Below are 26172 nucleotides of genomic sequence, written 5' to 3' on the forward strand. Positions count from 1 at the left end.
GGTCTCCGGGCGTCGGGCGAGGGACGGTTTCACGGGGGAGGACAGGCGCATGCCGGAATTCCTGGACGGTGACGGGATGGCGGGCGATCCGGGGCGGTACCTGCTGCGGATCCGCGACCTCAACGGGCGGCTGCACGGCTTAGGGTTCGTCGCCGACCCGGAGGGCACCGTGCTCACCTCCCACGACTGCGTCGCGGGCCTGGACCGGGTGGTCCTGCACACCCCCGGCGGGCAGGCCCGGGTGCTCGGCCCTGACAGCGTGCTGCCGCTGCCCGAGCACGGGCTGGCCCTGCTGCGCACCGACGCGGTCGGCGGGCTGCCGGTGCCGCCGCTGCCGGTCGCCGCCGCGGGGGCCGGGTGCGAGGTGCTGCTGCCCGCGCTCGCGGGCGAGGACGGACGGGCGGTGGCGCTGCGCTGCGGCGTGCTCGGGGTGACGGGCGCGGGGTACGCGGGACCGGACCGCGTCCACCTGCTGCGCGGGGTGCTGCTGCTCGACGTCCCGGTGGTCGGGGGTGTCGCGGTACCGGCCGGATCGCCGGTGCTGGACGTCCGCAGCGGCGCGGTGGTCGGACTCGTCGCGCCCGCCCTGGGCGGCCCGCAGCACGGAGGCGCGCTGCCGGCCGTGCCCGCGGCGGGCGGGGTGTCCCCCGCGCCGGAGCTGGCCGGGCTGGCGGCGCGCAACGCGGCGGCCGTGCCCGCGTACGGGCCCGCGCTCAACCTCGCCGGGGTGCTGCGGCTGGCCGGCGCCCAGCTGGGCGCCGCCGGGGCCGGGCCTGGGCGGGTGGCCGGGCTCGCCGCCGACCGGGTCGACCGGCCGGACGGCCTCGTCGGGGACGAGCCGACGGCCACCGTCACGGCCCTCGTCGGGGCGCCGGGCAGTGGCCGCAGCACCGAGCTCGCCGCCCTCGCCGTGCGCCGGTCCGGCGGTGCCCGCCCGCTGCCCACGCTCTGGCTGCGTGGCGCCGACCTGTGGGCCGAGGACCGTTCGCTCGCCGATCCGGTGGAGCGGGCGCTGGCCGCGGCGGCGGCTGAGCTGGGCGTCCCGGCGCCCGCGCCGGAGCCCGTCGTGGCCCTGTGCGCGGCGGCGGGGCGGCCGCTGCTGGTCGTCCTGGACGGTCCGGAGGAGGCGCCCGTGGCGCCGGGCACGGCGTGGCTGCGGGCGGCGGGGGAGTGGCTGACGGGCTGCGGGGCCCGGCTGCTGATCGCCTGCGGGGAGGAGAGCTTGGAGCCGCCGGCTGCGGGGGAGTGGGGCGAGCCGGGTGATGGCGACGCCCCGCCACCCGACCAGGAGCACGAGGAGGCCGCGAACGGGGACCTGACCAGCGCCCCGACCGTACGGGTGGTCCGCGCGGTGCCGCCCAGCCTCGCCGTGCACCGCCTCGGGCCGCTGCCCGGTGAGGCGGCGGAGCGCGTCCGGCGCCGGTACGGGCTGCCGCCGGGCCGGCTGGGCGCGGCCGATGCGTGGCACCCGCTGGCGGTGCGGCTGGCCGGGGAGCTGTGGGCGCAGGAGCTGGAGGGGGAGCCCGAGGGCCGGGGCGACCTGTTCGGCGCGTACCTGGACCTGCGCTGTCTGCGCGTGGCGCAGCGGCTGGTGGACGAGGGGCGCCCGCGCCGCCCGGGGGCGCACCGGAAGGGCGCGGTGCGCCCGGCCGGGCCGTCCGCCGGGCGGGTGCGGCGGCTGGCGGCGGCGGTGGCCGGGCGGGTGCACGAGGCGGCCCGGCGGATGCTCGGCGCGGATCAGGGCGGGCTGGGCCGGGCCGGGTTCGAGGAGCTGTTCCCGGTGACGGGCGGCTGGGCGTCGGCGGTGCTCGCGGAGGGTCTGTTCGTGCCGGCCGGGCCCGGTTTCCGCTTCGCGCACGGGGAGTTCGCGGACTGGTTGCAGGGCCTGCACCTCGACCTGGACGCGGCGCTGCGGCTGCTGCTGGGGGAGGCCGAGGACGTCCGCCCGGCGGGCGAGGCGTGCGTGGTGGCCCGGCACCGGATCGGCCCGGTGGCGGCGGCGCTGCGCCGGGTGGCCGACACGTGGGGGGCGCCGGCCCTCGACCCGTGGCTGCACCGGCTGTGGCGGGCCCTGGACCTGCGCCCGCCGGGCAGCGAACCGGCGTGGTGGGCGGGCCGGTTGCTCGTGGCGGGGCTGGCGGCCAGTCCGGACGTCGCCGAACACCGGGCGCTGCTGGACCAGCTGGCTGGACGGATCGCCGAACGCGCCGAGCGGGAGGGCGGGTTCGGCGCGCTGCCGGTGGACGGGCTGGGCCGGTTCGGTCCGGCGTTCTGGACCGGGCTCGGCCTGTCCGTCGAGGACGAACTCCCCTTGCTGCGGTGCCTGGTGGTCGCGGACGGGCCCGGGCCGGGCTCCTCGTGCTCGTCGGCGGGCGAGGAGGGCACGTTCCTCGTGGCGGTCGCCGAGCGGCTGCGCGCGGATCCGGCCACGGTGTTCCCGTTGCTCTGCGCCTGGTTCGACGACCCCCGCGGCCTGCCAGGCCGCCCCGGCCCCAGGGGGTGTCGCAGCGTCGCCGACCTCACCCACGACCTGCTCCACGCCCACCGCAGGCTCGCCCTGGACGAGTTGGCCGACGCGCTGGCCGACGCCGCCCACCCCCGGGCGGACGCGCTGCTCACCGTGCTCGCCGCCGATGAGCCGTCGGCGCTCTGCCGCGCCGTGGACCGCTGGAGCCACGATCAGCGGCCCGAGCGGCACGTCGCCGCCGCCGTGCACGCGCTGCGCGTCGCCCCGCACGCGCGCGGAGCCGGGCCGGAGCTGTTGCGGTACACCGCGCTGACCCTGCTCGCCCGCGAGGACGAACCCGCCCTGCACGGCGCCGCGTTGGCCCTGCTGGTCGGCGATCCGCGCAGCCGGGCCGAGCACCTCCCGGCCGCGCTGGAGCTCTACCGGGCGGGCAGCGACGCGTTCCTCACCGCGCGGGCGCTGGCCCCGGCCCTGGAGAGCGACCCGGAACCCGTCCTGGCCGCGCTCGCCGACCGGTTGGCCGAGCCCCGAGCGGCCGTCGCCGAGACCCTGCGGGTGCTCGCCGACGCCGGGGCCCCGGTGGCCACCCGGCGGGGCGCCGAGCTGGCCGCCCGGCTGCTGCGGGAGCGCCCCGCGCTGGCCGGGCCGGTCGCCGCCGACTACCTGGGCCGCCGCCTGGAGCGCGCCGCCACCGCGGGACCGGGAGCCCGGCTGGAGCTGCGGCTGCTGCTGGGCGGCGCGCTGGCCGCGCGGGCGGCGGCCGTCCGCCGGCCGTTCGCCGAGGTGCTGTCGGTGCCGGTGGCCGACCCGGCGGCCGACGCGCTGCGCTGCGAGCTGCTCGACACCCTGCTCGCCACCGAGAACGATCCGGCGGTGCTGACGGCCACCGTCGAGCGGCTGGCCGAGCACTGCGCGGCCGAGAAGCCGGCCCGGGCCCGCGCGGTGCTGGCCCGCGTGACACCCGGGCTGCCGGCCGCGGACGAAGTGCTGGTGCGCTGCGCCGGCCGCTCGGCGGTGTTCGCGCAGCTGCTCGCGCAGTGGCCGCAGGACACCGCGCCGACCCCGCCGGACGGTCCCCGGCTGGCTCGGATGCGGGCCCTGGTGGCGGCTGGGCGGGACCCTCAGTACGCCGCCGCGGAGGCGGAGCGGGCACCGTTCGAACGTGTGGTGCGCTCAACCCGTATTCCGGTGCCTGAGCAAAGGCAGGCGCATGGCACGCTATAGGGGTTCGGGTTTTGAGCGTTTGAGCGTACAGAAGGTACGCGCCGTACGGAACAAGGAGCGGTCAGGGTGCAGCGCTGGCGTGGCGTGGAGGAGATCCCCGGTGACTGGGGACGCAGCGTCGTCACCATCGGCTCGTTCGACGGTGTGCACCGCGGACATCAGCTGATCATCGGACGGGCGGTCGAGCGGGCCCGCGAGCTCGGCGTCCCGTCCGTCGTCGTCACCTTCGACCCGCACCCGCGCGAGGTCATCCGTCCGGGCAGCCACCCCGCGCTGCTCGCCCCGCAGGCGCGCCGCGCCGAGCTGATCGAGGGCCTCGGCGTGGACGCGGTCCTGGTGCTGCCGTTCACCCCGGAGCTGTCGCAGGAGTCGCCGGAGACCTTCGTCCAGCAGGTGCTGGTGGACGCGCTGCACGCGCGCGTCGTCATCGAGGGGCCCAACTTCCGCTTCGGACACCGGGCGGCCGGGGACGTGGCGCTGCTCACCGAGCTGGGCCGGTCGGCCGGGTTCGACGTCGAGGTGGTCGACCTCCAGGTGAGCGGCACGGCTGGTGCGGGCGAGCCGTTCTCGTCCACGCTGACCCGGCGCCTGGTCGAGGCCGGCGACATGGCCGGGGCCGGCGAGGTGCTGGGTCGGCCGCACCGGGTCGAGGGCGTCGTGGTGCGCGGGGCGCAGCGCGGCCGCGAGCTCGGCTACCCGACCGCCAACGTGGAGACCGTACCGCACAGCGCGATCCCGGCCGACGGCGTGTACGCGGGCTGGCTGATCGTCCCGACGGATGGGCCTGTCCAGCCCGAGGGCGGGCGAGGGGAGAAGATGCCGGCCGCGATCTCGGTGGGCACCAACCCGACCTTCGACGGCACCGCGCGCACCGTCGAGGCGTACGCCATCGACCGGGTCGGCCTGGACCTGTACGGGCTGCACGTGGCCGTCGACTTCCTGGCCTACCTGCGCGGCATGGAGAAGTTCGACTCGATCGAGGCGCTGCTCGACCGCATGGCCGACGACGTCAAGCAGGCCCGTGAGCTGACCGACGGCGCCTGAGCCGTCCCGTAGCCGTGCGAGAAGGGCCCCTCCGACGAGGTCGGAGGGGCCCTTCGGCGTCACTGAGGGGGCTGCGGCGGGTAGCCGTAGCCGGGGGGCGGCTGGTAGCCGTCCGGCTCCGCGGGCGGGGCCGGGTGCGGGGCGGCGGGCTGGGGCCACTCCGGCGCGGGCGGCTGCGCGCCGCCCGGGTGGGGCTGCGGGTAGCCGTACCCGGCGGGGGGCGGGGTCTGGCCGGGCTGCGGGTAGCCGTACCCGCCCGGGGGCGGCACCTGGCCGGGCTGCGGTGCCCACGGCGTGCCGGGGGCCGGCTGGGCGGCCGGTGCCGGGTACGGCTGGGCGGGGGCCTGGTAGGGCTGCGGCTGGCCGGGCTGCTGCGCGTACGGCTGCGGCTGGGCCTGCTGCTGCGCCTGTTGCTGCCAGCCGCCCTGCTGCTGGGCGGCCTGCTGGGCCCGGACGATGTCCTCGCCGACCAGGGTGGCGAGCTCGAAGTAGGCCTCGCGGACCTTGGGCCGCATCATGTCGAGGTTGACCTCGGCGCCGGCCGCCAGGCTCTCGTCGAACGGCACCACGACCACGCCGCGGCAGCGCGTCCTGAAGTGCGCCACGATGTCCTCGACCTTGATCAGCTTGGCGGTCTCGCGCACCCCGGAGACCACCGTGATGCTGCGCTGCACGAGGTCCGCGTAGCCGTGCGCGGAGAGCCAGTCGAGCGTGGTGGAGGCACTGGAGGCACCGTCCACGCTGGGGGTGGAGACGATGATCAGCTGGTCGGCCAGGTCGAGCACCCCGCGCATCGCGCTGTACAGCAGACCGGTGCCGGAGTCGGTCAGGATGATCGGGTACTGGCGGCCCAGCACGTCGATGACCTGGCGGTAGTCCGAGTCGTTGAAGGTGGTCGAAACGGCCGGGTCGACGTCGTTCGCCAGGATCTCCAGGCCCGAGTGCAGGTCCTGCGAGGTGAACTGACGGATGTCCATGTAGCTGCGCAGGTGCGGGATGGCCGTCACCAGGTCGCGGATGGTCGCGCCGGTCTGGCGCTTGACCCGGCGGCCGAGGGTGCCGGCGTCCGGGTTGGCGTCGATCGCGATCACCTTGTCCTGGCGCTCGCTGGCCAGGGTCGCGCCGAGCGCGGTGGTGGTCGTGGTCTTGCCGACGCCGCCCTTGAGGCTGATGACGGCGATCTTGTAGCAGCTCAGCACCGGGGTGCGGATGATCTCCAGCTTGCGGGTCTTCTCGGCCGCCGCGGCCTTGCCGCCGAACTGGAACCGCGGCTGCTGGCGCTGCTGCTTGGGCTGGCTGCGCAGCAGGCGGTCCGAGGACAGCTCGACGGCGGCCGTGTAGCCGAGCGGGGCGCCGTGCGCGGTCTGCTGCGGGGCGGGGCCCTGCTGGCCCTGCTGGAACGCGGCGGGCGCCGGGGCGGCGGCCTGCTGCGGCCAGGGCTGCGCGGGGCCGGGCTGGGCCGGCGCGGCGGGCTGGTGGTAGGCGGCGGGCTGCGGCCAGCCGCCCTGGCGCGGGTCGACCGGCGCGGAGGGCGGGCCGGGCTGCGGGCCCTGCTGCTGGTCGGCGGGCTGGGACTGGACGGGCTGCGGCTGCACCGGCTGCGAGCCGGGCGCAGGCTGCGGCTGGACGGGCTGGGCCTGGGCCGCGGCCTGCTGGGCGGCCCACGCGGCGGCCTGCGGGTCCTGCGGGGCGACGGCGGCGGGTGGCTGCGCGAACGACGGCGGCGGGGCCGGCGGGCCGGGCTGCGCCGACTGCGCGCCGGCCTGCGGGTCGGGGTACGGCTGCGGGGTGGTCGGGGCCGGCTGCTGGTGCGCGACCGGGGCCGCCGGGGGCCAGCCCGGCGCGGCGGCCGGCGGCTGCTCGTGCTGGACCTGGGTCGGCGGCGGGAAGGCGGCGTACGGGGCCTCGGCCACGGCGGGCGCCGGTTCGGGCGCGGGCGCCGGAGTCGGAGCCGGTGTCGGGGCGGGCGCGGGTGTGGCCGGCTGCTCGGCGACGGGGGCGTGCGAATGGGCGGGCGCGGGCTCGCCCGAGGGAGCGGGGAGGGCATGCGGAGCCGGTCCCGGAGGCGGCACGACCGTCGGGGCCGGGGCCTCCGGAGCCGTGGCGGCCGGAGCCACCGGCTCGGCCGGAGTCGCCGGGGCGTCCGTCCGCACGTACCAGGACGGGGGAGTGTAGTCGGGCGCGTCGGACCAGTCGTCGTCGTCCTCCGCCGCGTTGTGGCCGACGTAGACGCCGTCCCGATCGCTGCTCACTAGGGCTCCCTCGTGTTCGCCGCCGCTTGTTTCAGCGGTGCCGTTGCCGCCTCAAGACTAGGCCGTATGGCCGACGTCGTTGTAGGCGGAGTCCGATCCCGGCCGGCCGGTCGGCCGCGCCGGTCAGGCGGGCGGGTCCACCCGGCGCGGCCCGCCCAGGACCTGCAGCTCCGTCTGCCCGGCCACGGCCCGAACGTACTGACGGTGCATCCGGGTCGTCCAGAGCGTCAGGTCGTCGCCGAGGGTGGGCAGGGCGGCGACGTCCTCCGGCGGCAGTGAGAGCGCGCGCTCAAGGATCCCGGCCTCCTCCGGCTGGACCCGCTGCACGCCCACGAGGTCGGCGGCGTTGACGAGTCGCGCGGCCTCCGGGACGAGCCACGGCAGGACCGTCAGCGTGGTCTGCCAGGGCGCGGCGGACAGCCGGCTGCGCGGCGGGCGGGCGGTGAGGTCGCGCACCACCAGCACCGGCGAGGTGAACGACGCGCCCTGCGGGCCGAGCCGCCCGGCCTGGTGGACGGTCACGCACGGCTGCCCGCCGCCCGCGGCCTGCGCCGGCGCGGCCCAGGCCTGCGGGCGGGCGGTCTCCACCGCGATCCGCGCGCCGGTCGAGGCCGCCCGCAGCGCGATCAGCTGGGCCGTCCACAGACCGCCGACGAGCACCAGGTCGTGGGCGGTCGGCCGGAAGAGCCCCAGCACCGACGGCCGGCCCTCCACGTCCACGCCGATCACCACGCCGTCGTCGCCGAGGGGGAAGGCCGGCGCGCCCAGGTCCGCGGCGGCGAGGACGTGCTTCTCCCGGCGAGGGCCGCGGAGGCCGAACCCGGGCAGGATCCGTGGGCGGGGGCGCGGCTGCGCGGTGGCGGGGAGGGGGCGGGTCGGGTGTGCCATCAGGCGGTTCCTCCCAGCGGCAGCGTGGCCAGGACGCCGGGGACCTGCTCCAGGTCGAGCCGGCTCAGGCCGAGGCCGGCGTCCCGTGCGCGGGACTCCACGTCGCGGCAGGTCCCGGCGAGCTCGCTCTCGCTGCGCCCGGTCAGCCGCAGGTGTCCGCCGAGGGTGACCGAGCCGCCGGTGCCGTGTCCGACGGTCAGGCTGAAGGTGCTGGCCAGCGCGGGGGCGCCGGTGAGCCGGTTGACCAGGTCGGGCACGGTGGTCCCGCCGGGTCGGCCGAACTGCGGCCAGCGGGAGATCCAGTAGGTGCAGTGCCAGCGGTCGTCGATCCGCCAGTAACGGCGGCCCTCCCTGGTCCGGCGGGTGGTTCCGGTGCCGCCGCCGCTGCCCTGGAGCCCGGCCGCCGCGAGCGGGTTGGCGCACGTGGCGACGGCGAGGGCGGCGATCAGCTCGCGCTCGTCCAGCGCGGTCGCGTGGAACCCGGCGCCGCCCAGCCGCCCGGCGAGGTGGTCGGTCACACGTTGGAGCGCCTTGCGGGCGCCCTCCTCACCGCCGCCGCGGGCCCGGACGGCGGTGGCGGCGCGCTCCGGGTCGAGCTTGAGTGCCACCCAGGTGAGCCGTAGTCCCGGGGTCGTGGGGCCGCCCGGCAGCTCGCGGTAGGAGCGGGCGGCGAGCGACTGCTCGGGCAGGTGCGGGGCCGGGGCGGGCCGGGTGAGCTGCACCAGCTGGACGGATTCCAGGGTGATGTCGTCGACCTGCAGCGCCGAGCAGAGGACGTCCAGCGGGAGCGGTCGGGCGGTGCGCAGCGGCTCGTCCCTGGCCTGGACCAGCAGCACCGAGCTGAGGAAGGTCCCGTCGCCGACCATGCCGGTCTCGCGGTGCACCGGCCGTCCGCCGAAGTCGGCCTCGGCGGCGTGGGTGCACGTGCGCAGGGCGGGTTCGAGCTCCAGCGTGGGGGCGAGCGTCGGATCGGTGTCGGCTGGCGGAAGGGTCGAACTTGCCACCTGGAGACGGGACTTGAGGGCGGAGCGGGCCAACAGCAGCTCCGGGAGGGGCCGGCCGCGCAGCGGGACGAGGCCGACGAGGACCAGGGCGAACCCGAGCGCACCGAGCCCGGCGGCGGCCGCCCGGCCGATCGTCCAGCCGACCGCGACGAGCGCCAGGGCGGCCTCGACCAGGACGAGTTGACGGAGCCCCCGCCGGCCCCCGGGCAGCCCGGACGCCGGGTGGACGCGGACCGTGACGGGCCGGCCGCCGCCGACGGTGGGCGACCTCCCGCCCGATGCCGTGCCACGTCGTCCCGGAGCGGTCTGGCTTGGCATCCCCAGGCTGACCCCCACTGCTCGACCGGCCGGCCCGCTGGCTCGTTCACGGACCGTGCCCGTACGGTACTCATCGTCCGTTGCCGCATCGTAGAGGGTTCGAGCGCGTTCTCGCCCGCGACGGCGGACACGGGGGCGCAACGGTCGGACAGGGGAGACGACGAGATGGCATCGCGCCGGGACGAGCTGAACGCGTACACCTTCGCCCGCAGGCGGATGGTGGGCGCCTTCCTGCTGCCGGGCGGCGGGGGCGGTGACGAGGACGCCCCGCGCCCGGTGCGGGCGGTGCTGCCGAGTCTGGTCGCCGGGGCGGTGATCGTGGCCGGGTTCGGGGTGTGGGGGGTGTTCAGGCCGAGCGCTCCGCTGGACTGGGACGACGGGAAGAGCGTGATCCAGGGCAAGCGGTCGACCACCCGGTACGTGGTGCTGACCGACCCGGACGGGCGGACGAGGCGTCTGCACCAGGTGCTGAACATGTCCTCGGCCCGGCTGGTGCTGCCGGTCGACGCGAAGGTGGTGGTCGTCGACGACGACGTGCTCGACCGCTACCCGAACCACGGTCCGACGATCGGCATCCCGTACGCCCCGGACAAGCTGCCCGGCAAGGAGAACGTGAGCAGGCCGATGAAGTGGTCGGTGTGCGACCGCCCGGGCTCGGACGCCAGGCAGGAGACCGTCAACCAGGCGGTGTTCGTGGCGGCGGGCGCGGACGCCGCGGCGCTGGGGGCCAAGGGCCGGATGCTCGGACCGGACCAGCTGACGCTGGTCCAGCAGGCGGCGGACCAGCAGGTCACCACCTCGGCGGGCGCCGGGCCGGGCGATGCGCGGATCTACCTGGTCGACGCGCAGGGCCGCCGGCACGAGATCGGCTCCCCGCAGGCGGACGACCGTGAGCGGAAGTCGCTGATCACCGCGGTCTTCGGGCCGAACGCGGTGCCGCAGCCGGTCAAGCGCGAGTGGCTGGACACCCTGCTGCCCGGCAGCGCCGTCGTCTTCCCGCAGATCGACGGGGCCGCGGACAGCCCGGGCGTCAACTCCTCGGTGGCGCTGGAGCACCAGGTCGACCGCCGGATCGGCCGACTGGTGCACTACCGGGACCGCAACTACGCGGTCGGCCGGGACCGGCTGTTCCTGGTGACGCCGTTCCAGGCAGAGCTGATCCGACAGAACCCGGCGTACCAGATGCTCTACAAGTACGACCCGGACAAGCAGCCCCGCAACGACGAGATGACCCCGTCCGACCAGGCGAGCTTCGGCACCGGCACCCCGTTGCCCGACGCGGGGGACGGCGACTGGCCGCTCAGGTCCGGTGCGCCGGTGAACAACTGGCAGGACCGGCAGGACGCGCACACGGTCGTGTGCAGCACCTTCGACGGCGTGGCCGAGGACGGCCGCACCCCGAAGCGCAGCGTCTGGGCGGGCCCGGAGTACCCGGCGCAGTACAACAACGGCGCCGGCGCCGCCTACGTGACACCCGGCCACGGGCTGTTCTACCGCGCGCTGGACAACGGCACGGGCGGCTCCGGCACCGACTACCTCATCACCGAGACCGGCCTGCGCTACGCGGTGCCGGCCAACGGCGACGGAGGCTGGGCCCCGTCGGCCTCGCCCGCCGCCCAGCCGGGCCAGAGCCAGGGCCGGAGCGGGGCCCCCAAGTCGCCCGTGTCCCCGCCGAGCGCGTCCCCGCCGAGTCCGTCCAAGGCCGGTGCGCCGGACCAGCCGCAGGTGCCGCAGCAGCCGGACGAGCAGCCCGGCGGAAACCAGGCTCGCCTGGGCTACCAGGGCCTCCGGCCGCAGCCGGTTCCCCGTGAGTGGTCGGACCTGGTGCCGGCCGGTCCGCCGCTCAGCTCGAAGAGCGCCGCGCAGCAGCGGAACGCCTGATCGGCCGGGCGCCCAACGTGAGTTGCGCGGAATCGGGACCGCTGTCATGGTCTGGTGACTACTCAGCGTTCGGAGTTGGGTGAGATGCGTATGCCGACTACAGTGCTCCTGGACATCACAGGGGTGATGAATCGACGGGTCTGCCGACCCGTTGGTCACGGAGTGTCTGTCCGATCGGGGACGGTGGAACATGGGCACTGGTCAGTTCAAGATGACCGCTCAGGAGATGCAGGCGTTTGCCCAGCACATCGAGGAGGTCATCGGCCAGATCGGCCAGGAGCGCAGCAAGCTCAACAGCACGGTCGAGAACATCGCCGGCGGCTGGGCGGGCCAGGCGGCCGAGGCCTACAAGGCGCTCCAGCACCGGTTCAACGAGGACATCGAGAGCCTGAACGGGTCGCTGCGGGCGATCAAGGACGCGATCGAGCTGACGACCAAGTACTACGCGGACACCGAGGCTCACCAGCAGCAGCAGTTCAGCGGCGCCCAGGGCTGATCGTCGGCCCCGGATCCGCCCGGCGGTCCGGGCACTGAGTCACCGCACCGCACACCGAACTGCGCGCATCCTCGATTGGGAGACATCGTGACCGACCACATCCTCGTGAACTTCGAGGCCGTCCACGGCGCCGCCGAGCAGGTCAAGGCCTCCGCCGCCCAGATCAACCACCTGCTGGAGGAGCTCAAGAAGGGCGTCACCAAGATCTCCGCGAGCTGGGAGGGCGCGGCCCAGCAGGGCTACCAGGCCCACCAGGCGAAGTGGGACGCCAAGGCCGCCGACCTCCAGCAGGCCTGCGCCCAGATCGCGAGCTCGCTGGAGTCCGCCGCGCAGAGCTACCACGCCACCGAGAACGGGAACGCGAACCGCTGGCAGCACTGACCGCTCCTCCCGACGGGAGGGACGGACGCGAGGGGCGGGTGCCCGGATCCCGGGCGCCCGCCCCTGTCGCGCAGGGGTGTGAGGGGAGGCAGGGTGTCCGTACGCGGGTACCGGAGGACGGCCGCGGCCCTGGCCGCGTTCACGGTGCTGGCCGCCCCGGCGGCCGCCCCGGCGCGCGCCGACGGCCCGGGTGTCGCCGCCGGCGGCGACTGCCCGGCTCCCGCGCCCGACGTGCAGGTCGTGCCGTGGGCGCTGCAGCGGCTGCTGCTCGACGAGCTCTGGCAGCACGGCCGCACGACCGGCGAGGGCGTCATCGTCGCCGTCATCGACACCGGGGTGGACGACCGCAACCCGCAGCTGGCCGGCAAGGTCAGGGACGGCGGCAGCCTGCTGGTCGACCGGGAGACCAAGGCCCGGATCGACGGTGGCGGCAAGGACGACCCGGTCGGCCACGGCACCAAGGTGGCCGGCATCATCGCGGCCCGCCGCTCCGACCGGACCGGTTTCGTCGGACTCGCCCCCGGCGCCTCCATCCTGTCGATCCGGCAGAACGACAGCGCGGGCAACGGCGACGTCGCCACCCTCGCCGCCGCCGTCGACCAGGCCGTCCGGGCCGGCGCACGGGTCATCAACATCTCCCAGGACGTCCGCGGCGCCGGCACGACCGGCTTCACCGGCTACGCAGAGCTGAAGGCGGCCGTCGAGGCTGCCGAGGCGAACCGCGCGGTGGTGGTCGCCTCCTCCGGCAACGACGGCCGGGAGGGCGACACCTACCCCGGTGCCTTCCCCACCGTGCTCGCCGTCGGCGCCTCCGACCGCAACAACGAGCGCGCGTCCTTCTCCCAGTACGGCGACTTCGTGAAGGTCGCCGCGCCCGGCGTCGGCGTGCTCTCCACCGTCCCGGGCGGCGGCCAGTGCGTCGACAACGGCACCAGCTTCGCCGCCCCGTACGTGTCCGGGCTGGCCGCGCTGCTGATCGGCGCCCACCCCGGCTGGAGCCCCGCCCAGGTGCGGGCCTGGATCGAGCAGACCGCGCAGCGCACCGAGCACGGACCGAACCGCTTCATCGGCTGGGGCGTGGTGGACCCGGTGAAGGCCGTCACCAAGGCCCCGGACGACCCGCCTGCCCAGGCCACGCCGGACGCGCCCGTCCGGCTGGCCGCCGCCCCGATCGTGCCCCGCCCGGCCGGCCTCGGCGAGACCCGGGCCGACCGCGACCGCCGCACCGCGACCTACGTGCTCGGCGTCGGTGCGCTGCTCGTCGCCCTGCTCGTCGGCGGCGGCGTCGTCCTGCGCGACCACCGGCGCCGCACCACCGACTGACCGGACGACCCGCTCCCGGAAACCCGTTCCGATCCGGCCGTAACATCCCGCGCCGGCCGCCGCATCCAAGAGGTGTCAGCGACCACGAGCCATGGGGGACAGCACGCATGAGGCGGATCGGGGGCGGCCGCGAGGCCAAGGACGCGGAGTTCCTGGAGCTCGTGTCCAGCCGGACCGGCCACCTGTACCGCTCGGCCTGCCTGCTGACCAGCGGCGACACCCACCACGCCGAGGACCTCGTGCAGGAGGCCCTCAGCCGGATGTACGTCCTCTGGCGGCGCAGCGCCTGGACGGGCGGACGGCACCGGATCGACAATCCGGCGGCCTACGTCCACACCGTCATGGTGCGGACCTTCATCGCCCAGCAGCGTCGGCGTTCCAGCACCGAGCGCCCCACCGGCGACCTGCCCGAGCCCGAGGGCCGGGAGGCCGACAGCGCGCTGCGGCTGACCCTCCTCGACGCGCTCGGCCGGATGCCGGCCAAGGACCGGGCGGTGCTGGTCCTGCGCTACTGGGAGGACCGCAGTGTCGAGGAGACCGCCGAGGTGCTGCGCGCCTCCTCCGGTGCGGTCCGCACCCGCACCACCCGGGCGCTGGCCCGGCTGCGCACGCTGCTCGGCGACTCCCTGGCCGAACTGGCCACCCGCTGAGCCCCGTTCGGCACCCGACCGACGACATCCGAACCGAAGAGACGGTGATCAACCATGTCCGAACCGGACAAGTTCGAGGACGACCTGCTCTACGCGATGACCCGCACCGGCGAGGGCTTCCGCACCGAGCGGACGGACCTGGCGGCCGGCGGCCTGGGCCTCGGCCGCCGCCGCTGGCGCCGCCGGTCCGCCGCCGCCGTGGTGAGCGGCGCCGCCGCGCTGGCCCTGGTCGGCACCGGCGCGTTCTACCTCTCCGGCACCAAGGGCGGCTCGACGGCCGCGCCGGAGGCGATCAGCGCCGCCGCTGCGACGACCGGTGGTGCGGGCGCGACCCCCGTCACCGCCACCCCGACCGCGACGAAGGCCGCGGCGCCGGCCGCCCCCGTGACCGACAAGGAGATGCTGGCCGCCTTCCAGGCGCTGCTGCCCAAGGGCGAGGTGACGGACACCAAGGGCCAGGGCACGGAGAAGAGCACCACCGCGTACACCCAGCTGGTCTTCGACGACGGCCAGGGCAAGTCCCTGATGAGCGTCTCGGTCCAGAAGTTCTACAAGGGCCAGGAGCAGCCGCACACCTGCCCGGCGGACCTCAAGCTCGCCAATCTGGACTCCTGCACCGCCACGACGCTGCCGGACGGTTCCCAGCTCATGCTCTCCCAGGGCTACGAGTACCCGGACCACCGCGCCACGACCAAGGAATGGGGGGCGACGGTGAGCCGTCCGGACGGCGGCCAGGTCTCCTTCAGCGAGTGGAACGCCGCGCAGGAGAAGGGCGCGCCCGACAGCCGCCCCAACCCGCCGATCACCCTGGACCAGGCGAAGGCGATCGTCACCGACAAGGCCTGGGACAAGGTCGTCGCGGCGGTCCGGTACAACGGCATCGACCCGACGGTGGAGGACCCGGGCGTCTCGCCGGACGAGAAGCAGGCGATCCTGACCAAGCTGCTGCCCGCCGGCGTCACGGTCCAGAGCCGCAGCACCCACCTGGTCTCCGACCTCTACCAGCTGACCGGCGAGGGCGGGGCCAAGGGCACGATCACCGTCCGGCTCGCGAACTGGTCGCGGCCGTTCGGGGACGAGGAGACCCAGCAGGCGATGGACCGGGGCCGCGCCTCGCAGCTCAAGGACGCGACCGTCCTGCCCGACGGCACCAAGCTGGTCGTGAACGAGCCCGGCAGCGGGCCCAACAAGAACTTCCCCTACACGCGGGTCGCCGAGCTGCACCCGGACGGGACGTACATCGAGGTCGACGGCACCGAGGGCAAGAACGTGCTCACCCTCGACCAGCTGAAGGCGATCGCGGCCGGCCCGGAGTGGAAGGTCAAGAAGTAGACGTCGGTGTGACGACACGGCAGTGCCCCGGGCGAGGGGGAGCCCGGGGCACTGCCATGTGGGGGAAGGGTGGGGGTCAGGCCTGCTGCTGGTCCTCGGGGAGGCTGATCACCCAGCGGGAGTCCTGCCGGGGGCGCAGGTAGAACAGCCAGTAGAGGGTGGCGGCGGCGGTGATGCCGCCGGTCCAGAGCAGGGGCTCGGTGTCCAGCTGGGTCATGACGTAGACCAGGACGGCGATCAGGACCACCGGGACGCCCGGCCACAGCGGCATCCGCCAGGCGGCGGCGTGCTTGTGGTGGGCGCGGCGGGAGAGCAGCGCGGCGACGGCGACCAGCAGGTACATCGCGGTGACGGCGACGCCGGTGATGTTGCTGAGCAGCTCGCCCTTGACGAAGCAGAGCGCGGCGCCCGGCAGGCCGACGGCCAGGGTGGCGATCCACGGGGAGCCGAACCGGCCGAGGGTGCCGAAGGCCTTGTTGACCGGCTCGGGCCAGGCCTTGTCGCGGGCGGAGGCGAACAGCACCCGGGAGTTCTGGATGACCATGACGATGCCGGCGTTGACGATGGCCAGCGCGATGCAGAGGCTGATGAAGGTGCCGACCGCCGAGTTGCTCCAGGCGGTGACCATGCCGGAGATGTCGCCGGAGGCCAGGGTCTGCAGGTCGGGGGCGCCCACGGTGATGGCGGCGACCGGGATCAGGATGATGGCGCTGGAGAGGCCGAGCGTCCAGAGCACGGTGCGCGAGACGGTGCGGCGGGGGTTCTCCAGCTCCTCGGAGAGGTAGACGGCGGTGGAGAAGCCCTGGGTGACGAAGAGGGCGATGCCGAGCGCGCCGATGATGGCGCCGATGCCGACCGTGGTGGTGGCGCCGCCGTCCCCGGCGACCACGCCGTGCAGCAGGCCGGGGTGGTTGGGGTTGGTGTGGGCGAAGCCGAGCACCGACACGACGCCGGCGGCGACGACCTCCAGCACCAGGAAGATGCCGGTGATCCAGGCGTTGGCGCGCAGGTCGAGCAGGCCGGCGAGGGTCGCGGCCAGCATCACCGCGGCGCCCGCGATGGGCTTGTCGACGTGCAGGACGGGCGCCAGGTAGTCGGCGGTGCCGAGGGCGATGACCGACGGGACGATCATCACCACGATCAGCGACTGGACGAAGACCAGCCAGCCGGCCAGCCGCCCGGCCAGCGTGCCGACCATCGCGTACTCGCCGCCGGCGCTGGGGATCAGCGTGCCGAGTTCGGAGTAGCAGAACGCGACGGCGACGCACAGCACCGAGCCGATCGCGATGGTGAGGGCGGTGGCGCTGCCGATGCTGGAGAACAGCTGCGGCACGATCACGAAGAGCGTGGAGGCCGGGGTGACGCAGGACAGCGTGAGGAGCGTGCCGCCCACGACGCCGATCGAGCGCTTGAGCTGCTGGGGGGCTACGGTCTCGTGCGCACTGGGGGCTGTGTCGAGTGGCTGGCGAAGCGTGTCGGTCATGTGGCTTCCGATCGGCTCTGTGCGGTCCTGGAGTTGGGAGCGGTATCGCCTCCGCTGCCTGGTCGCTCGGGTCTTCGTCCGGTCGCTCCCGGGCCGCAATGGAACCTTGGGCGTATTGATCGCGTCAACGCCGGAACTGCTTCGGAATCCGTTGCGGGATAGGGCATAACCATGCGATCCGATGATCACGCACGGTCATTGCGAGGATTGTCCGAGTTGTTACGTCTGCCGCATTGCGCTTGAATCAAAGGTGAACGGAGCGTTGAAAGCGCTTTTTCGAAGGTCGTACTCCGCTCCGACGATGGCACGCCCAGGCGCCCCGAAGCGGCCCCACAATCCCCGGGCGGGGTACGGGAATCGCAGCCCCGCCCCCGAAAGATCTAGGTAACGTTTCAACACCTGGGACGGGAAGGGTCTGGACCCGACCGGGTCCGACCCCTTCGACTACCCTCCGTGACCACAATCGGAGGGGTGAGCCGGAAGAACTACCCGACCGGCAGCCACCCCGTCTGGACCATCCGCCCGCCGGTCGCCCGCCGTGACACGTACAGCCCGCGGCCCGCCGGCAGGGCCTGCGGCTTGACCGTCCCCAGCAGCGCCCCCTCGTCCCGGCTGCCGGACAGGATCACGCCCTGCCCGCCCAGCTCGCGCATCCGCTGGAGCACCGGCTCGTACAGCGACCGGCCGGCACCGCCCGCGCTGCGCGCCACGATCACCCTCAGCCCGATGTCCCGGGCGAACGGCAGGAACTCCGCCAGCGGCGCCAGCGGGTTGCCCGACCCCGTCGCGACGAGGTCGTAGTCGTCGACGATCACGAACATGTCCTTGCCGCTGTACCAGCTGCGGTCGCGCAGCTGCTCGGCGGTGACGTCCGGGCCGGGCAGACGGCGCGAGCAGGCCCCGCGCAGCATCTCGACGACCTTGGTCAGCGCCGGCCGCGTCGCCGCGTACTCCACCTGGTACTCCCGGGGGACGGCCCCCAGCAGCGCGCGCCGGTAGTCGCCGACGACGATGCCCGCCTGTTCCGCCGGGTACCGCTCGGTGATCTGCTTGACCAGCATCCGCAGCAGCGCGGACTTCCCGGACTGGGTGTCGCCGAACACGATGAACAGCGGGTCCGTCTCGAAGTTGACGAAGACCGGGGCCAGTTCGGCCTCGTCCACGCCGAAGGCCACCCCGCGCCCGGGGTGCTCGAAGCCCTTCGGCAGCTCGTACCCGTCGAGGACGGCCGGCAGCATCCGCACCCGCGGCGCGCGCGGACCGGTCCAGGCCCCGTCGACGGCGGCGACCAGTTCGGCCACGCCGTCCTGGAGGTCGTCCACCGCGGACGAGCCGTCCAGCCGGGGCAGGCCGGCGAGGAAGTGCAGCCGCTCCGGGGTGACGCCGCGCCCGGCGAGCGCGGGGACGTCCTGCGCCAGCCGGCGGTCGACCTCCGACTCCATCGCGTCGCCGAGCTTGAGCTCGGTGCGGTTCTGCAGCAGGTCCTTGAGGGCCGGGCGCACCTCCGCGTACCGCGCCGCGGTGATGATGAGGTGGACGCCGTAGCCGAGGCCGCGCTGGCCGATGTCGGCGACGACCGGCTCCAGCGCCTCGAACTCCTGCTTGAAGGTGTTCCAGCCGTCGATCGCCAGGAACACGTCGCCGAAGGCCTCGTCCGGCAGGTGCCCGGCCGCCCGGCGGGCCCGGTAGGTCGCGATGGTGTCGATCCCGGCCGCCCGGAACAGCTCCTCACGCCGGTTCAGCACCCCGTGCACCTCGGAGACCGTCCGGCGCACCTCGTCGACGTCGAGGCGCCCGGCCACCCCGCCGACGTGCGGCAGCCCGGCCAGCGAACGGAAGCTGCCCGCGCCGAGGTCCAGCAGGTAGAACTGCACCTCCAGCGGGGTGTGGGTGAGCGCGAACGCGGCGACCGCGGTGCGCACGACCGTCGACTTGCCCGAGCGCGGGCCCCCGACGACCAGGCCGTGGCCGGCCGCCCCGGCGAAGTCGAGCTCCAGGACGTCCGTCCGCTGCTCGCGCGGCCGGTCGACGACGCCGATCGGCACCCGCAGCCGGCCCGCCGGGTACCCGGGTGCGCCCAGCCCGCGCTCGGGCACGACCTGCAGCGGCGGCAGCAGCCGGTCGACGCTCGGCGCGGCGTCCAGCGGGGGCAGCCACACCTGGTGCGCGGCCGGGCCCTGGCCGGCCATGCGCCGCACGAAGACATCGAGCACGGTGTCGGCCAGTGCGTCGTCCTGCTCCGGCGCCCGCACCGTCTCCTGCTCGGCTGGCTCCGGCAGCTCCACCTCGGCCGCGGTGAACAGGACGGGCCGCGCGCCGGTCCGCTGCTCGCCGGACGAGCGCTGCTGCCCCGGTGCCCGGTACGGCCCCGAGACGTACGCGGCCTTGAACCGCTCCATCGAGTCCTCGCCGAACTTGAGGTAGCCGACACCCGGCACCGGCGGCAGGTGATAGGCGTCCGGCACGCCGATCGCCGCCCGCGACTCGGCGGCGGAGAAGGTGCGCAGGCCGATCCGGTAGGAGAGGTAGGTGTCCAGGCCGCGCAGCTTGCCCTCCTCCAGGCGCTGCGAGGCCAGCAGCAGGTGCACCCCCAGCGATCGGCCGATCCGGCCGATCTGGATGAACATCTCGATGAAGTCCGGCTTGGCGGTGAGCAGTTCGGAGAACTCGTCGATGATCAGCGCCAGCGACGGCAGCGGGTCCAGGGCCGCGCCGACCGCCCGCGCCCGCTCGTACTCGTGGATGTTGACGTAGTTGCCCGCCCGGTGCAGCAGCTCCTGGCGGCGGTGCAGCTCACCCTCGATCGCGTCGCGCATGCGGTCGACCAGGGTGAGTTCGCCCTCCAGGTTGGTGATGACGGCCGAGGTGTGCGGCAGCTCGGCCATCCCGGCGAACGTCGCCCCGCCCTTGAAGTCGGCGAGGACGAAGTTCAGCTCCTCCGAGGAGTGCGTCATCGCGAGCGCCAGCACCACCGTGCGCAGCAGCTCCGACTTGCCGGAGCCGGTCGCGCCGACGCACAGGCCGTGCGGGCCCATGCCCTCCAGCGCGGCCTCCTTGATGTCCAGGAACACGTGCTCGCCGCCCGCGCCGACGCCGATCGGCACCCGCAGCCGCTCGTGCCGGGCGCGCGGGCGCCAGCCGCGGGAGACCTCGAACGAGCCCGGATCGCCGGAGTTCATCAGGTCGGTGAAGTCGAGGTTGGACAGCAGCGGCTCGTCGTCGCCGCCGGCCGACATCCGGTACGGCGCCAACTGCCGCGCCAGCGCCTCGGACTGCCAGGTCGAGAGCAGGTCCGGCGTGCCGGTGCAGGTCGCCCCGGAGGCCGACCGCAGTTCGAGCGCGGTGGGGCGGACGGTCACCATCAGGTGCCCGCTCGGCTCGTCCAGCTCGCCCGGGACGACCTCGATGACGGTCACCCCCTGCACGCCCTCCGGGCTCGCCAGCAGCGAGTCGTGCGGGACCCCCGCGCCGTCCATCACGACCACGACGTGCGGCTGGTCCGGCGGCGCCGCCGCGTCCCGGACGAACCGCTGGCGGCCGACGAGTTCGTTCTGGAGCAGGAGCTCCAGCTCGCCCAGGCCGGTGGCGGTCAGCCGGCGCGAGCCGGCGCCGTCGCTCTCCTTGCGGTGCTGGTTGTGCGGGAGCCATTTGGTCCATTCCCACTCCCCGGCCGCGCCGGGCGCCGCGGCGACCGCCACCAGCAGGTCGTCCGGCGAGTGCAGCGTGGTCAACTGGGCGATCATCGCCCGCACGTTGCCGTACACCGCGTCCGGGTCGCCGCACACCGTGACGTGGTAGAACGCGCGCAGCGACACCGCGAGCGGGAGGTCCTGGAGCGTGCCGTGCGCGCTCAGGAAGGACTTCATGGCCGCCGCCGACAGCGGCTCCAGCTCGTCCATCGGCGCGGTCCGCGGCGCCACCAGGGGGGTGGACAGCTGCACCGGCCCGAGGCCGACCCGGATCTGGGCGAAGTCCGCGTCGCCGCACCGGCGTTCCCACAGCCGGCGGCCGTCCGCGACGATCGACCACAGCTGGTCGGGCGCCGGGTTCAGGAACAGCAGCGCGCCGCGCTGGCGCTCCGCGGTGCGGCGCACCGAACGGCGTACCTGCTGGAGGTACTTGAGGTAGTCGCGCCGCGCGTCGGAGGTCGCGGTGGAGCCGCCCCGGCGGGCCCGGACGATCTGGGCCAGCACCATGCCGACCGTCGAGGCGATCATCAGACCGCCCATGATCCGCATCGGGCCCTGGTTCCCCGGCGCGAAGAAGAACACCGCCGAGCCGCCCATGCCGAGCATCGGCAGGATGCTCGTCACCCAGTCCTCGCCGCCCTGCCGGGGCAGTTCGGGCGGACTGACCAGCTCCACCGGCTCGTCCGGCACCGGGGGCGGACAGACCCTGGCCGCGCGCCTCACCATGATCACACCCATGTGCCCCCGCCCCTAGGCGCCGATCGCCGAAGTCGGCCGCCGAACACGGCCGCCTGACGCGGCATCAGGGCGCCCGATGATACTGGTCGCACCCGCACTCTCGGCACGGGTAGGGTAGCGCCGCGTCAACGCGCGGGTACGCAGAGTGGGTTCGCCGCGGCACCGGTGACAAGGGGGAACGTCCAGTGCGTGGAACGACCGAGGCGGGCGCATGAGCGAGCGCAGTGAGCTCATCGTTGAAGGGCGCGTGTGGGCGAATGCCCCTGCCGGGTGCAGCGAGGTGGGCGCATGAGCGAGCGCAGCGAGCGAATCATTGAAAGGTGTGCGTGGGCGAATGCCCCTGCCGAGCGAAGCGAGGTGGGCGCATGAGCGCGGTCACGACGGGCTTCGCCCGGGTCACCGTCGTCACCCCGGACCGCCGGATCGACGTCGCCCTGCCCGAGGACCTCCCGCTCGCTGACCTCTACCCCGACGTGCTGCGCCTCGCCCGCGCCGCCCAGCCCGACGGCGCTCCCACCGGCTTCCACCTGGTCCGCCGGGACGGCACCGTCCTCGACGGCGGCCTGTCCCTGGCGGCCCAGCAGGTCCGCGACGGCGACCTGCTCACGCTGCGCCCGTTCGCCGAGTCCCTCCCGCCGGCCGTCTACGACGACGTCGCCGACGCCATCGCCAGCGCCGTCTCGGCCGACCGCCGGTTCTGGGGCCCCGAACTCACGCGGGCCTTCGGCCTGGCCGGCGCCACGGTCCTGCTCGCCCTGCTAGGCCTCGCCCTGTGGTCCGCCGGCCCGCACCACGACATGCACGGCCTGCCCGGCGTCCTCGCCGGCGTCGCCGCCGTCGTCCTCACCGCCCTGGCCGGCGTCCGCGCCCGGGTCTACGAGGACGCGCGGGCGGCGCTCGCGCTCGGGCTCGGCGCGCTGCCGCACGCCCTGATCGCCGGCGTCGGCGTCCTCGCCGCCGCCCGGCCCGGGGGCGGTCCCGGCCGGCTGCACTTCCTGGCCGGCTGCGTCGCCGTCCTCGTCACCGCCGTCCTGCTGGCCGGCCTGCTCCCCGACCGCGACGCGGTGTTCGTCGCCACGGCACTCGCCGCCGCCGCAGGGGCGCTCGCCGCCTTCGCCGCCGTGCTGTTGCCCGGCACCCCGGCCGACCGCATCGCCGCCGTCACCGGTGTCGCCGCCGTCGCCGCGATCGGTTTCCTGCCCGGTCTCGCCGCCCGCTTCGCCCGGCTGCCCGTCGGCTACGGCGCCCCCGGCCAGGCCCGCGGCCGCGGACCTGACGAGGAGAACCGCGCCGAGACCGTTCAGTACGAGCGCATCGCCCGGCAGGCCCGCCGCGGCCACGAGGTGCTCGTCGGCCTGGTCGGCGGCTGCGCCGCGGTCGTCGTCGGCGCCTGCGCGGTGCTCGGCTTCACCGACGCGCCCTTCCCCGAACTGCTCGCGCTCGCGCTCGGCCTCGCCGCCATGCTCCGCGCCCGCCTGTTCCGCTACACCGCGCAGGTCCTCGCCCTCACCGCGGCCGGGCTGCTCGGCCTCGCCCTGCTGATCGCGGGCCTGTCGCTGCACACCCGGCAGTTCGCCCAGGCCGCCGCCCCCGCCGACGCCGACCTGCGCACCGTCTGGCTGGCCGCCGCCATCGCCCTCGGCGCCGCCGTGCTCACCGCGACCGCGCTCGTCGTGCCCCGGCTCGGCGTCTCCCCCTTCTGGGGGCGCGTCCTCGACCTCGTCGACGGCCTCACCCTGGTCTCCCTCGTCCCGCTCGCCCTCGCCGTCCTCGACGTCTACCGTCTGGTGCGCGGAGGCACCGGCTGACCGCCCCGGGGCCCGCCGACGGTGCGGGTGGGCCGCACTGGTACGCTTGGCCTTCGAGCGCAGCCCGCCCCCCACTGGTGGGTCGCAGGCCGCGCTCGTCACGACACCGAGTTCTCGATGAGTCCTGTGTTGTCGACCAGGACCGCTCGGTACACCCAGAAGGAGTTGCAGTGGCTCTCGCCTCTGACGTCAAGAAGCAGATCATCGCCGAGTTCGGCCAGAAGGAGGGCGACACCGGCTCCCCCGAGGTCCAGGTGGCCATGCTCTCCCGTCGCATCTCGGACCTGACCGAGCACCTCAAGTCCCACAAGCACGACCACCACTCGCGTCGTGGTCTGCTGATCCTGGTCGGCCAGCGTCGCCGCCTGCTGCAGTACCTGGCCAAGAAGGACATCGAGCGCTTCCGTGCGCTCGTCGACCGCCTGGGCATCCGCCGCGGTGCCGCCGGCGGCGCCCGCTGAGAACGCCGCTCGGGGCGGCTCCCCACACCGGGGAGCCGCCCCTCGCGCGTATGCCGCGGACGTTGAACCGCGGCGCCCGCACATAACAACTCGCGCGCACCTCCCCAGGTGGCCGAGGATTGCACCGTAGGGTTGTGGGCATGCCGGGTGATGGCGCAGGAGCGCGCCACCCGGGCAGAAGGACCCGAACCCCCCGCGGGCCGAAGGCTTCAAACGGAAGCCGCCCGCATCCGAGAGAGCGTCCAGACGCGGACCGCCCACCCGGCCCGGCAGCCGTGAGGCGCCGGTCCTCGGTAGTGGCCCCCGGAAGCCCCGCAGACGAGCGGGACCCACCGGAGGCTTCGATCGAAGACCGGCCCGACTGCCGCCCTCCCTGACAGGAGGGCCCAGGGCCTACCGCAGGCAGTGCGCGGGGACGCTCTCCCGGAGACGTACGAAAGAGGAGATCTTCCAGGTGGAAGAGAACGTGTTCTACGCCGAGGCCGTGATCGACAACGGTTCCTTCGGCACCCGTACCATCCGCTTCGAGACGGGCCGCCTGGCCCGTCAGGCCGCCGGCTCCGCCGTGGCCTACCTGGACGACGACACCATGGTGCTGTCGGCCACCAGCGCGTCCAAGCAGCCGAAGGAGCACTTCGACTTCTTCCCGCTGACCGTGGACGTCGAGGAGCGGATGTACGCCGCCGGCCGCATCCCCGGCTCGTTCTTCCGTCGCGAGGGCCGGCCCTCCGAGGACGCGATCCTCACCTGCCGCCTGATCGACCGCCCGCTGCGCCCGTCCTTCGTCAAGGGCCTGCGCAACGAGGTCCAGGTCGTCTGCACCGTCATGGCGCTGAACCCGGACCACCTGTACGACGTGGTGGCCATCAACGCCGCCTCCGCCTCCACCCAGCTGGCGGGCCTGCCGTTCTCCGGCCCGATCGGTGGCGTGCGCGTCGCGCTGATCAAGGGCCAGTGGGTGGCCTTCCCGACCCACAGCGAGCTGGAGTCGGCCGTCTTCGACATGGTCGTCGCCGGTCGCGTCCTGCCGGACGGCGACGTCGCGATCATGATGGTCGAGGCCGAGGCCACCGACAAGACCATCAAGCTGGTCGAGGGGGGCGCCGAGGCCCCGACCGAGGAGGTCGTCGCCTCCGGTCTGGAAGCCGCCAAGCCGTTCATCAAGGTCCTCTGCGCCGCCCAGTCGCAGCTCGCCGCCCAGGCCGCCAAGCCGACCGGTGAGTTCCCGGTCTTCCTGGACTACCAGGACGACGTCCTCGCCGCGCTGACCGCCGCCGTCAAGGACGAGCTCGCCCAGGCCCTCACCATCCCGGGCAAGCAGGAGCGCAACAACGAGCTCGACCGCGTCAAGGCGCTCGCCGCCGAGAAGCTGCTCCCCGAGTTCGAGGGCCGCGAGAAGGAGATCAGCGCCGCCTACAACGCGCTGACCAAGAAGATCGTCCGCGAGCGCGTCATCAAGGACAAGGTCCGCATCGACGGCCGCGGCGTCACCGACATCCGCACCCTGGCCGCCGAGGTCGAGGCCATCCCGCGCGTCCACGGCTCGGCCCTGTTCGAGCGCGGCGAGACCCAGATCCTGGGCGTCACCACGCTGAACATGCTGCGCATGGAGCAGCAGCTCGACACGCTCTCCCCGGAGACGCGTCGCCGCTACATGCACAACTACAACTTCCCGCCGTACTCCGTCGGCGAGACCGGTCGCGTGGGCTCGCCCAAGCGCCGCGAGATCGGCCACGGCGCCCTGGCCGAGCGGGCCATCCTGCCGGTGCTGCCCTCCCGCGAGGAGTTCCCGTACGCCATCCGCCAGGTCTCCGAGGCGCTCGGCTCCAACGGCTCCACCTCGATGGGCTCGGTCTGCGCCTCCACCATGTCGCTGCTGAACGCCGGTGTGCCGCTGAAGGCCACCGTCGCCGGCATCGCCATGGGCCTGATCTCCCAGGAGGTCGACGGTGAGACCCACTTCGTCACGCTGACCGACATCCTCGGCGCCGAGGACGCGTACGGCGACATGGACTTCAAGGTCGCCGGTACCCGCAACTTCATCACCGCGCTGCAGCTGGACACCAAGCTCGACGGCATCCCGGCCTCCGTGCTCGCCGCCGCGCTGAAGCAGGCCCGCGACGCCCGCATGCACATCCTCGACGTGATGAACGAGGCCATCGACTCCCCGGACGAGATGTCCCCGAACGCGCCGCGCATCATCACCATCAAGATCCCGGTGGACAAGATCGGCGAGGTCATCGGCCCCAAGGGCAAGATGATCAACCAGATCCAGGAGGACACCGGCGCCGAGATCACGATCGAGGACGACGGCACCATCTACATCGGTGCCGCCGACGGCCCGGCCGCCGAGGCCGCCCGCACCACGATCAACCAGATCGCCAACCCGACCATGCCGGAGGTCGGCGAGCGCTACCTGGGCACCGTGGTCAAGACCACGACCTTCGGCGCGTTCGTGTCGCTCATGCCGGGCAAGGACGGCCTGCTGCACATCTCGCAGATCCGCAAGCTGGCCGGTGGCAAGCGCGTGGAGAACGTCGAGGACGTGCTCGGCGTCGGCACCAAGGTCCAGGTCGAGATCGCCGAGATCGACCCGCGTGGCAAGCTCTCCCTGATCCCGGTCATCGAGGGCGAGGAGGGCGGCGAGGCCGCTTCCGAGTGAAGCGCCGCTAGCTGACCCCTTGCGGCCCGTACGCCTCCCGGCGTGCGGGCCGCACCCTGTTGTTCCTGCGT

At 74.3% G+C, this 26172-nt stretch carries 16 protein-coding genes; 11 read left to right on the forward strand and 5 right to left on the reverse strand.

Annotated elements, in window-relative coordinates; genetic code table 11:
• Nucleotides 1–49: 49 nt before the first annotated feature.
• The gene (locus ACWCXH_RS30555; protein WP_449804719.1) at nt 50–3691 is read left to right on the forward strand and encodes a serine protease; all 3642 of its coding nucleotides are present in this window, start codon (nt 50–52) and stop codon (nt 3689–3691) included.
• A gap of 66 nt (nt 3692–3757) precedes the next feature.
• Nucleotides 3758–4735, forward strand: a complete 978-nt coding sequence (locus ACWCXH_RS30560) for a bifunctional riboflavin kinase/FAD synthetase (RefSeq protein WP_449804720.1) — start codon at nt 3758–3760, stop codon at nt 4733–4735.
• A gap of 59 nt (nt 4736–4794) precedes the next feature.
• Here ACWCXH_RS30560 and ACWCXH_RS30565 read toward each other — a convergent pair whose 3' ends face one another.
• The 3 genes from ACWCXH_RS30565 to eccE form a co-directional block, all read right to left on the reverse strand.
• Complete coding sequence (locus ACWCXH_RS30565) at nt 4795–6987, reverse strand: MinD/ParA family ATP-binding protein (protein ID WP_449804721.1); 2193 nt, start codon at nt 6985–6987, stop codon at nt 4795–4797.
• Nucleotides 6988–7110: 123 nt separating this feature from the next.
• A complete protein-coding gene (locus ACWCXH_RS30570; protein WP_449804722.1) occupies nt 7111–7875 on the reverse strand; it encodes a hypothetical protein in 765 nt (254 codons plus the stop codon).
• Nucleotides 7875–9197 (reverse strand): type VII secretion protein EccE, encoded by a 1323-nt coding sequence (gene eccE, locus ACWCXH_RS30575; RefSeq protein WP_449804723.1) that lies wholly within the window; start codon nt 9195–9197, stop codon nt 7875–7877. The genes ACWCXH_RS30570 and eccE overlap by 1 nt, the downstream gene beginning before the upstream one ends.
• Nucleotides 9198–9362: 165 nt before the next feature.
• Between eccE and ACWCXH_RS30580 the strand changes: the two genes are divergently transcribed.
• From ACWCXH_RS30580 to ACWCXH_RS30605, 6 genes are all read left to right on the forward strand, one after another.
• A complete protein-coding gene (locus tag ACWCXH_RS30580) occupies nt 9363–11078 on the forward strand; it encodes a type VII secretion protein EccB (protein ID WP_449804724.1) in 1716 nt (571 codons plus the stop codon).
• Nucleotides 11079–11268: 190 nt separating this feature from the next.
• Nucleotides 11269–11574 (forward strand): WXG100 family type VII secretion target, encoded by a 306-nt coding sequence (locus tag ACWCXH_RS30585; RefSeq protein WP_449804725.1) that lies wholly within the window; start codon nt 11269–11271, stop codon nt 11572–11574.
• Nucleotides 11575–11661: 87 nt separating this feature from the next.
• Nucleotides 11662–11955 (forward strand): WXG100 family type VII secretion target, encoded by a 294-nt coding sequence (locus ACWCXH_RS30590; protein ID WP_449804726.1) that lies wholly within the window; start codon nt 11662–11664, stop codon nt 11953–11955.
• 93 nt (nt 11956–12048) lie between these two features.
• Complete coding sequence (gene mycP, locus ACWCXH_RS30595) at nt 12049–13278, forward strand: type VII secretion-associated serine protease mycosin (RefSeq protein WP_449804727.1); 1230 nt, start codon at nt 12049–12051, stop codon at nt 13276–13278.
• Between the two features lie 107 nt (nt 13279–13385).
• Entirely contained in the window at nt 13386–13928 is a 543-nt protein-coding gene (locus ACWCXH_RS30600) for a SigE family RNA polymerase sigma factor (protein WP_449804728.1), read from the forward strand.
• 54 nt (nt 13929–13982) lie between these two features.
• Nucleotides 13983–15260: a hypothetical protein gene (locus ACWCXH_RS30605; RefSeq protein WP_449804729.1), complete on the forward strand. Its 1278-nt coding sequence runs from the start codon at nt 13983–13985 to the stop codon at nt 15258–15260.
• Nucleotides 15261–15336: 76 nt separating this feature from the next.
• On the opposite strand, the gene ACWCXH_RS30610 is transcribed toward ACWCXH_RS30605, so the two are convergent.
• Entirely contained in the window at nt 15337–16743 is a 1407-nt protein-coding gene (locus tag ACWCXH_RS30610) for an APC family permease (RefSeq protein ID WP_449804730.1), read from the reverse strand.
• Between the two features lie 485 nt (nt 16744–17228).
• The gene (gene eccCa / locus ACWCXH_RS30615) at nt 17229–21170 is read right to left on the reverse strand and encodes a type VII secretion protein EccCa (RefSeq protein WP_449804731.1); all 3942 of its coding nucleotides are present in this window, start codon (nt 21168–21170) and stop codon (nt 17229–17231) included.
• Nucleotides 21171–21535: 365 nt separating this feature from the next.
• Between eccCa and eccD the strand changes: the two genes are divergently transcribed.
• From eccD to ACWCXH_RS30630, 3 genes are all read left to right on the forward strand, one after another.
• Nucleotides 21536–22978, forward strand: a complete 1443-nt coding sequence (gene eccD / locus ACWCXH_RS30620; protein WP_449804732.1) for a type VII secretion integral membrane protein EccD — start codon at nt 21536–21538, stop codon at nt 22976–22978.
• Nucleotides 22979–23148: 170 nt separating this feature from the next.
• Entirely contained in the window at nt 23149–23439 is a 291-nt protein-coding gene (gene rpsO, locus ACWCXH_RS30625) for a 30S ribosomal protein S15 (protein ID WP_449804733.1), read from the forward strand.
• A 454-nt stretch (nt 23440–23893) separates the two neighbouring features.
• On the forward strand, nt 23894–26101 hold the full coding sequence (locus tag ACWCXH_RS30630; protein WP_449804734.1) for a polyribonucleotide nucleotidyltransferase: 2208 nt from the start codon (nt 23894–23896) through the stop codon (nt 26099–26101).
• Nucleotides 26102–26172 lie beyond the last annotated feature (71 nt).

This window comes from Kitasatospora sp. NPDC001660 (assembly GCF_053596725.1).

Coding starts and splice junctions, on each gene's coding strand:
- ACWCXH_RS30605 (WP_449804729.1), top strand. CDS start 13,983: ATGTCCGAACCGGACAAGTTCGAGGACGACCTGCTCTACGCGATGACC.
- eccE (WP_449804723.1), bottom strand. CDS start 9,197: ATGCCAAGCCAGACCGCTCCGGGACGACGTGGCACGGCATCGGGCGGG.
- ACWCXH_RS30580 (WP_449804724.1), top strand. CDS start 9,363: ATGGCATCGCGCCGGGACGAGCTGAACGCGTACACCTTCGCCCGCAGG.
- eccD (WP_449804732.1), top strand. CDS start 21,536: ATGAGCGCGGTCACGACGGGCTTCGCCCGGGTCACCGTCGTCACCCCG.
- eccCa (WP_449804731.1), bottom strand. CDS start 21,170: ATGGGTGTGATCATGGTGAGGCGCGCGGCCAGGGTCTGTCCGCCCCCG.
- ACWCXH_RS30570 (WP_449804722.1), bottom strand. CDS start 7,875: ATGGCACACCCGACCCGCCCCCTCCCCGCCACCGCGCAGCCGCGCCCC.
- ACWCXH_RS30555 (WP_449804719.1), top strand. CDS start 50: ATGCCGGAATTCCTGGACGGTGACGGGATGGCGGGCGATCCGGGGCGG.
- ACWCXH_RS30585 (WP_449804725.1), top strand. CDS start 11,269: ATGGGCACTGGTCAGTTCAAGATGACCGCTCAGGAGATGCAGGCGTTT.
- ACWCXH_RS30600 (WP_449804728.1), top strand. CDS start 13,386: ATGAGGCGGATCGGGGGCGGCCGCGAGGCCAAGGACGCGGAGTTCCTG.
- ACWCXH_RS30610 (WP_449804730.1), bottom strand. CDS start 16,743: ATGACCGACACGCTTCGCCAGCCACTCGACACAGCCCCCAGTGCGCAC.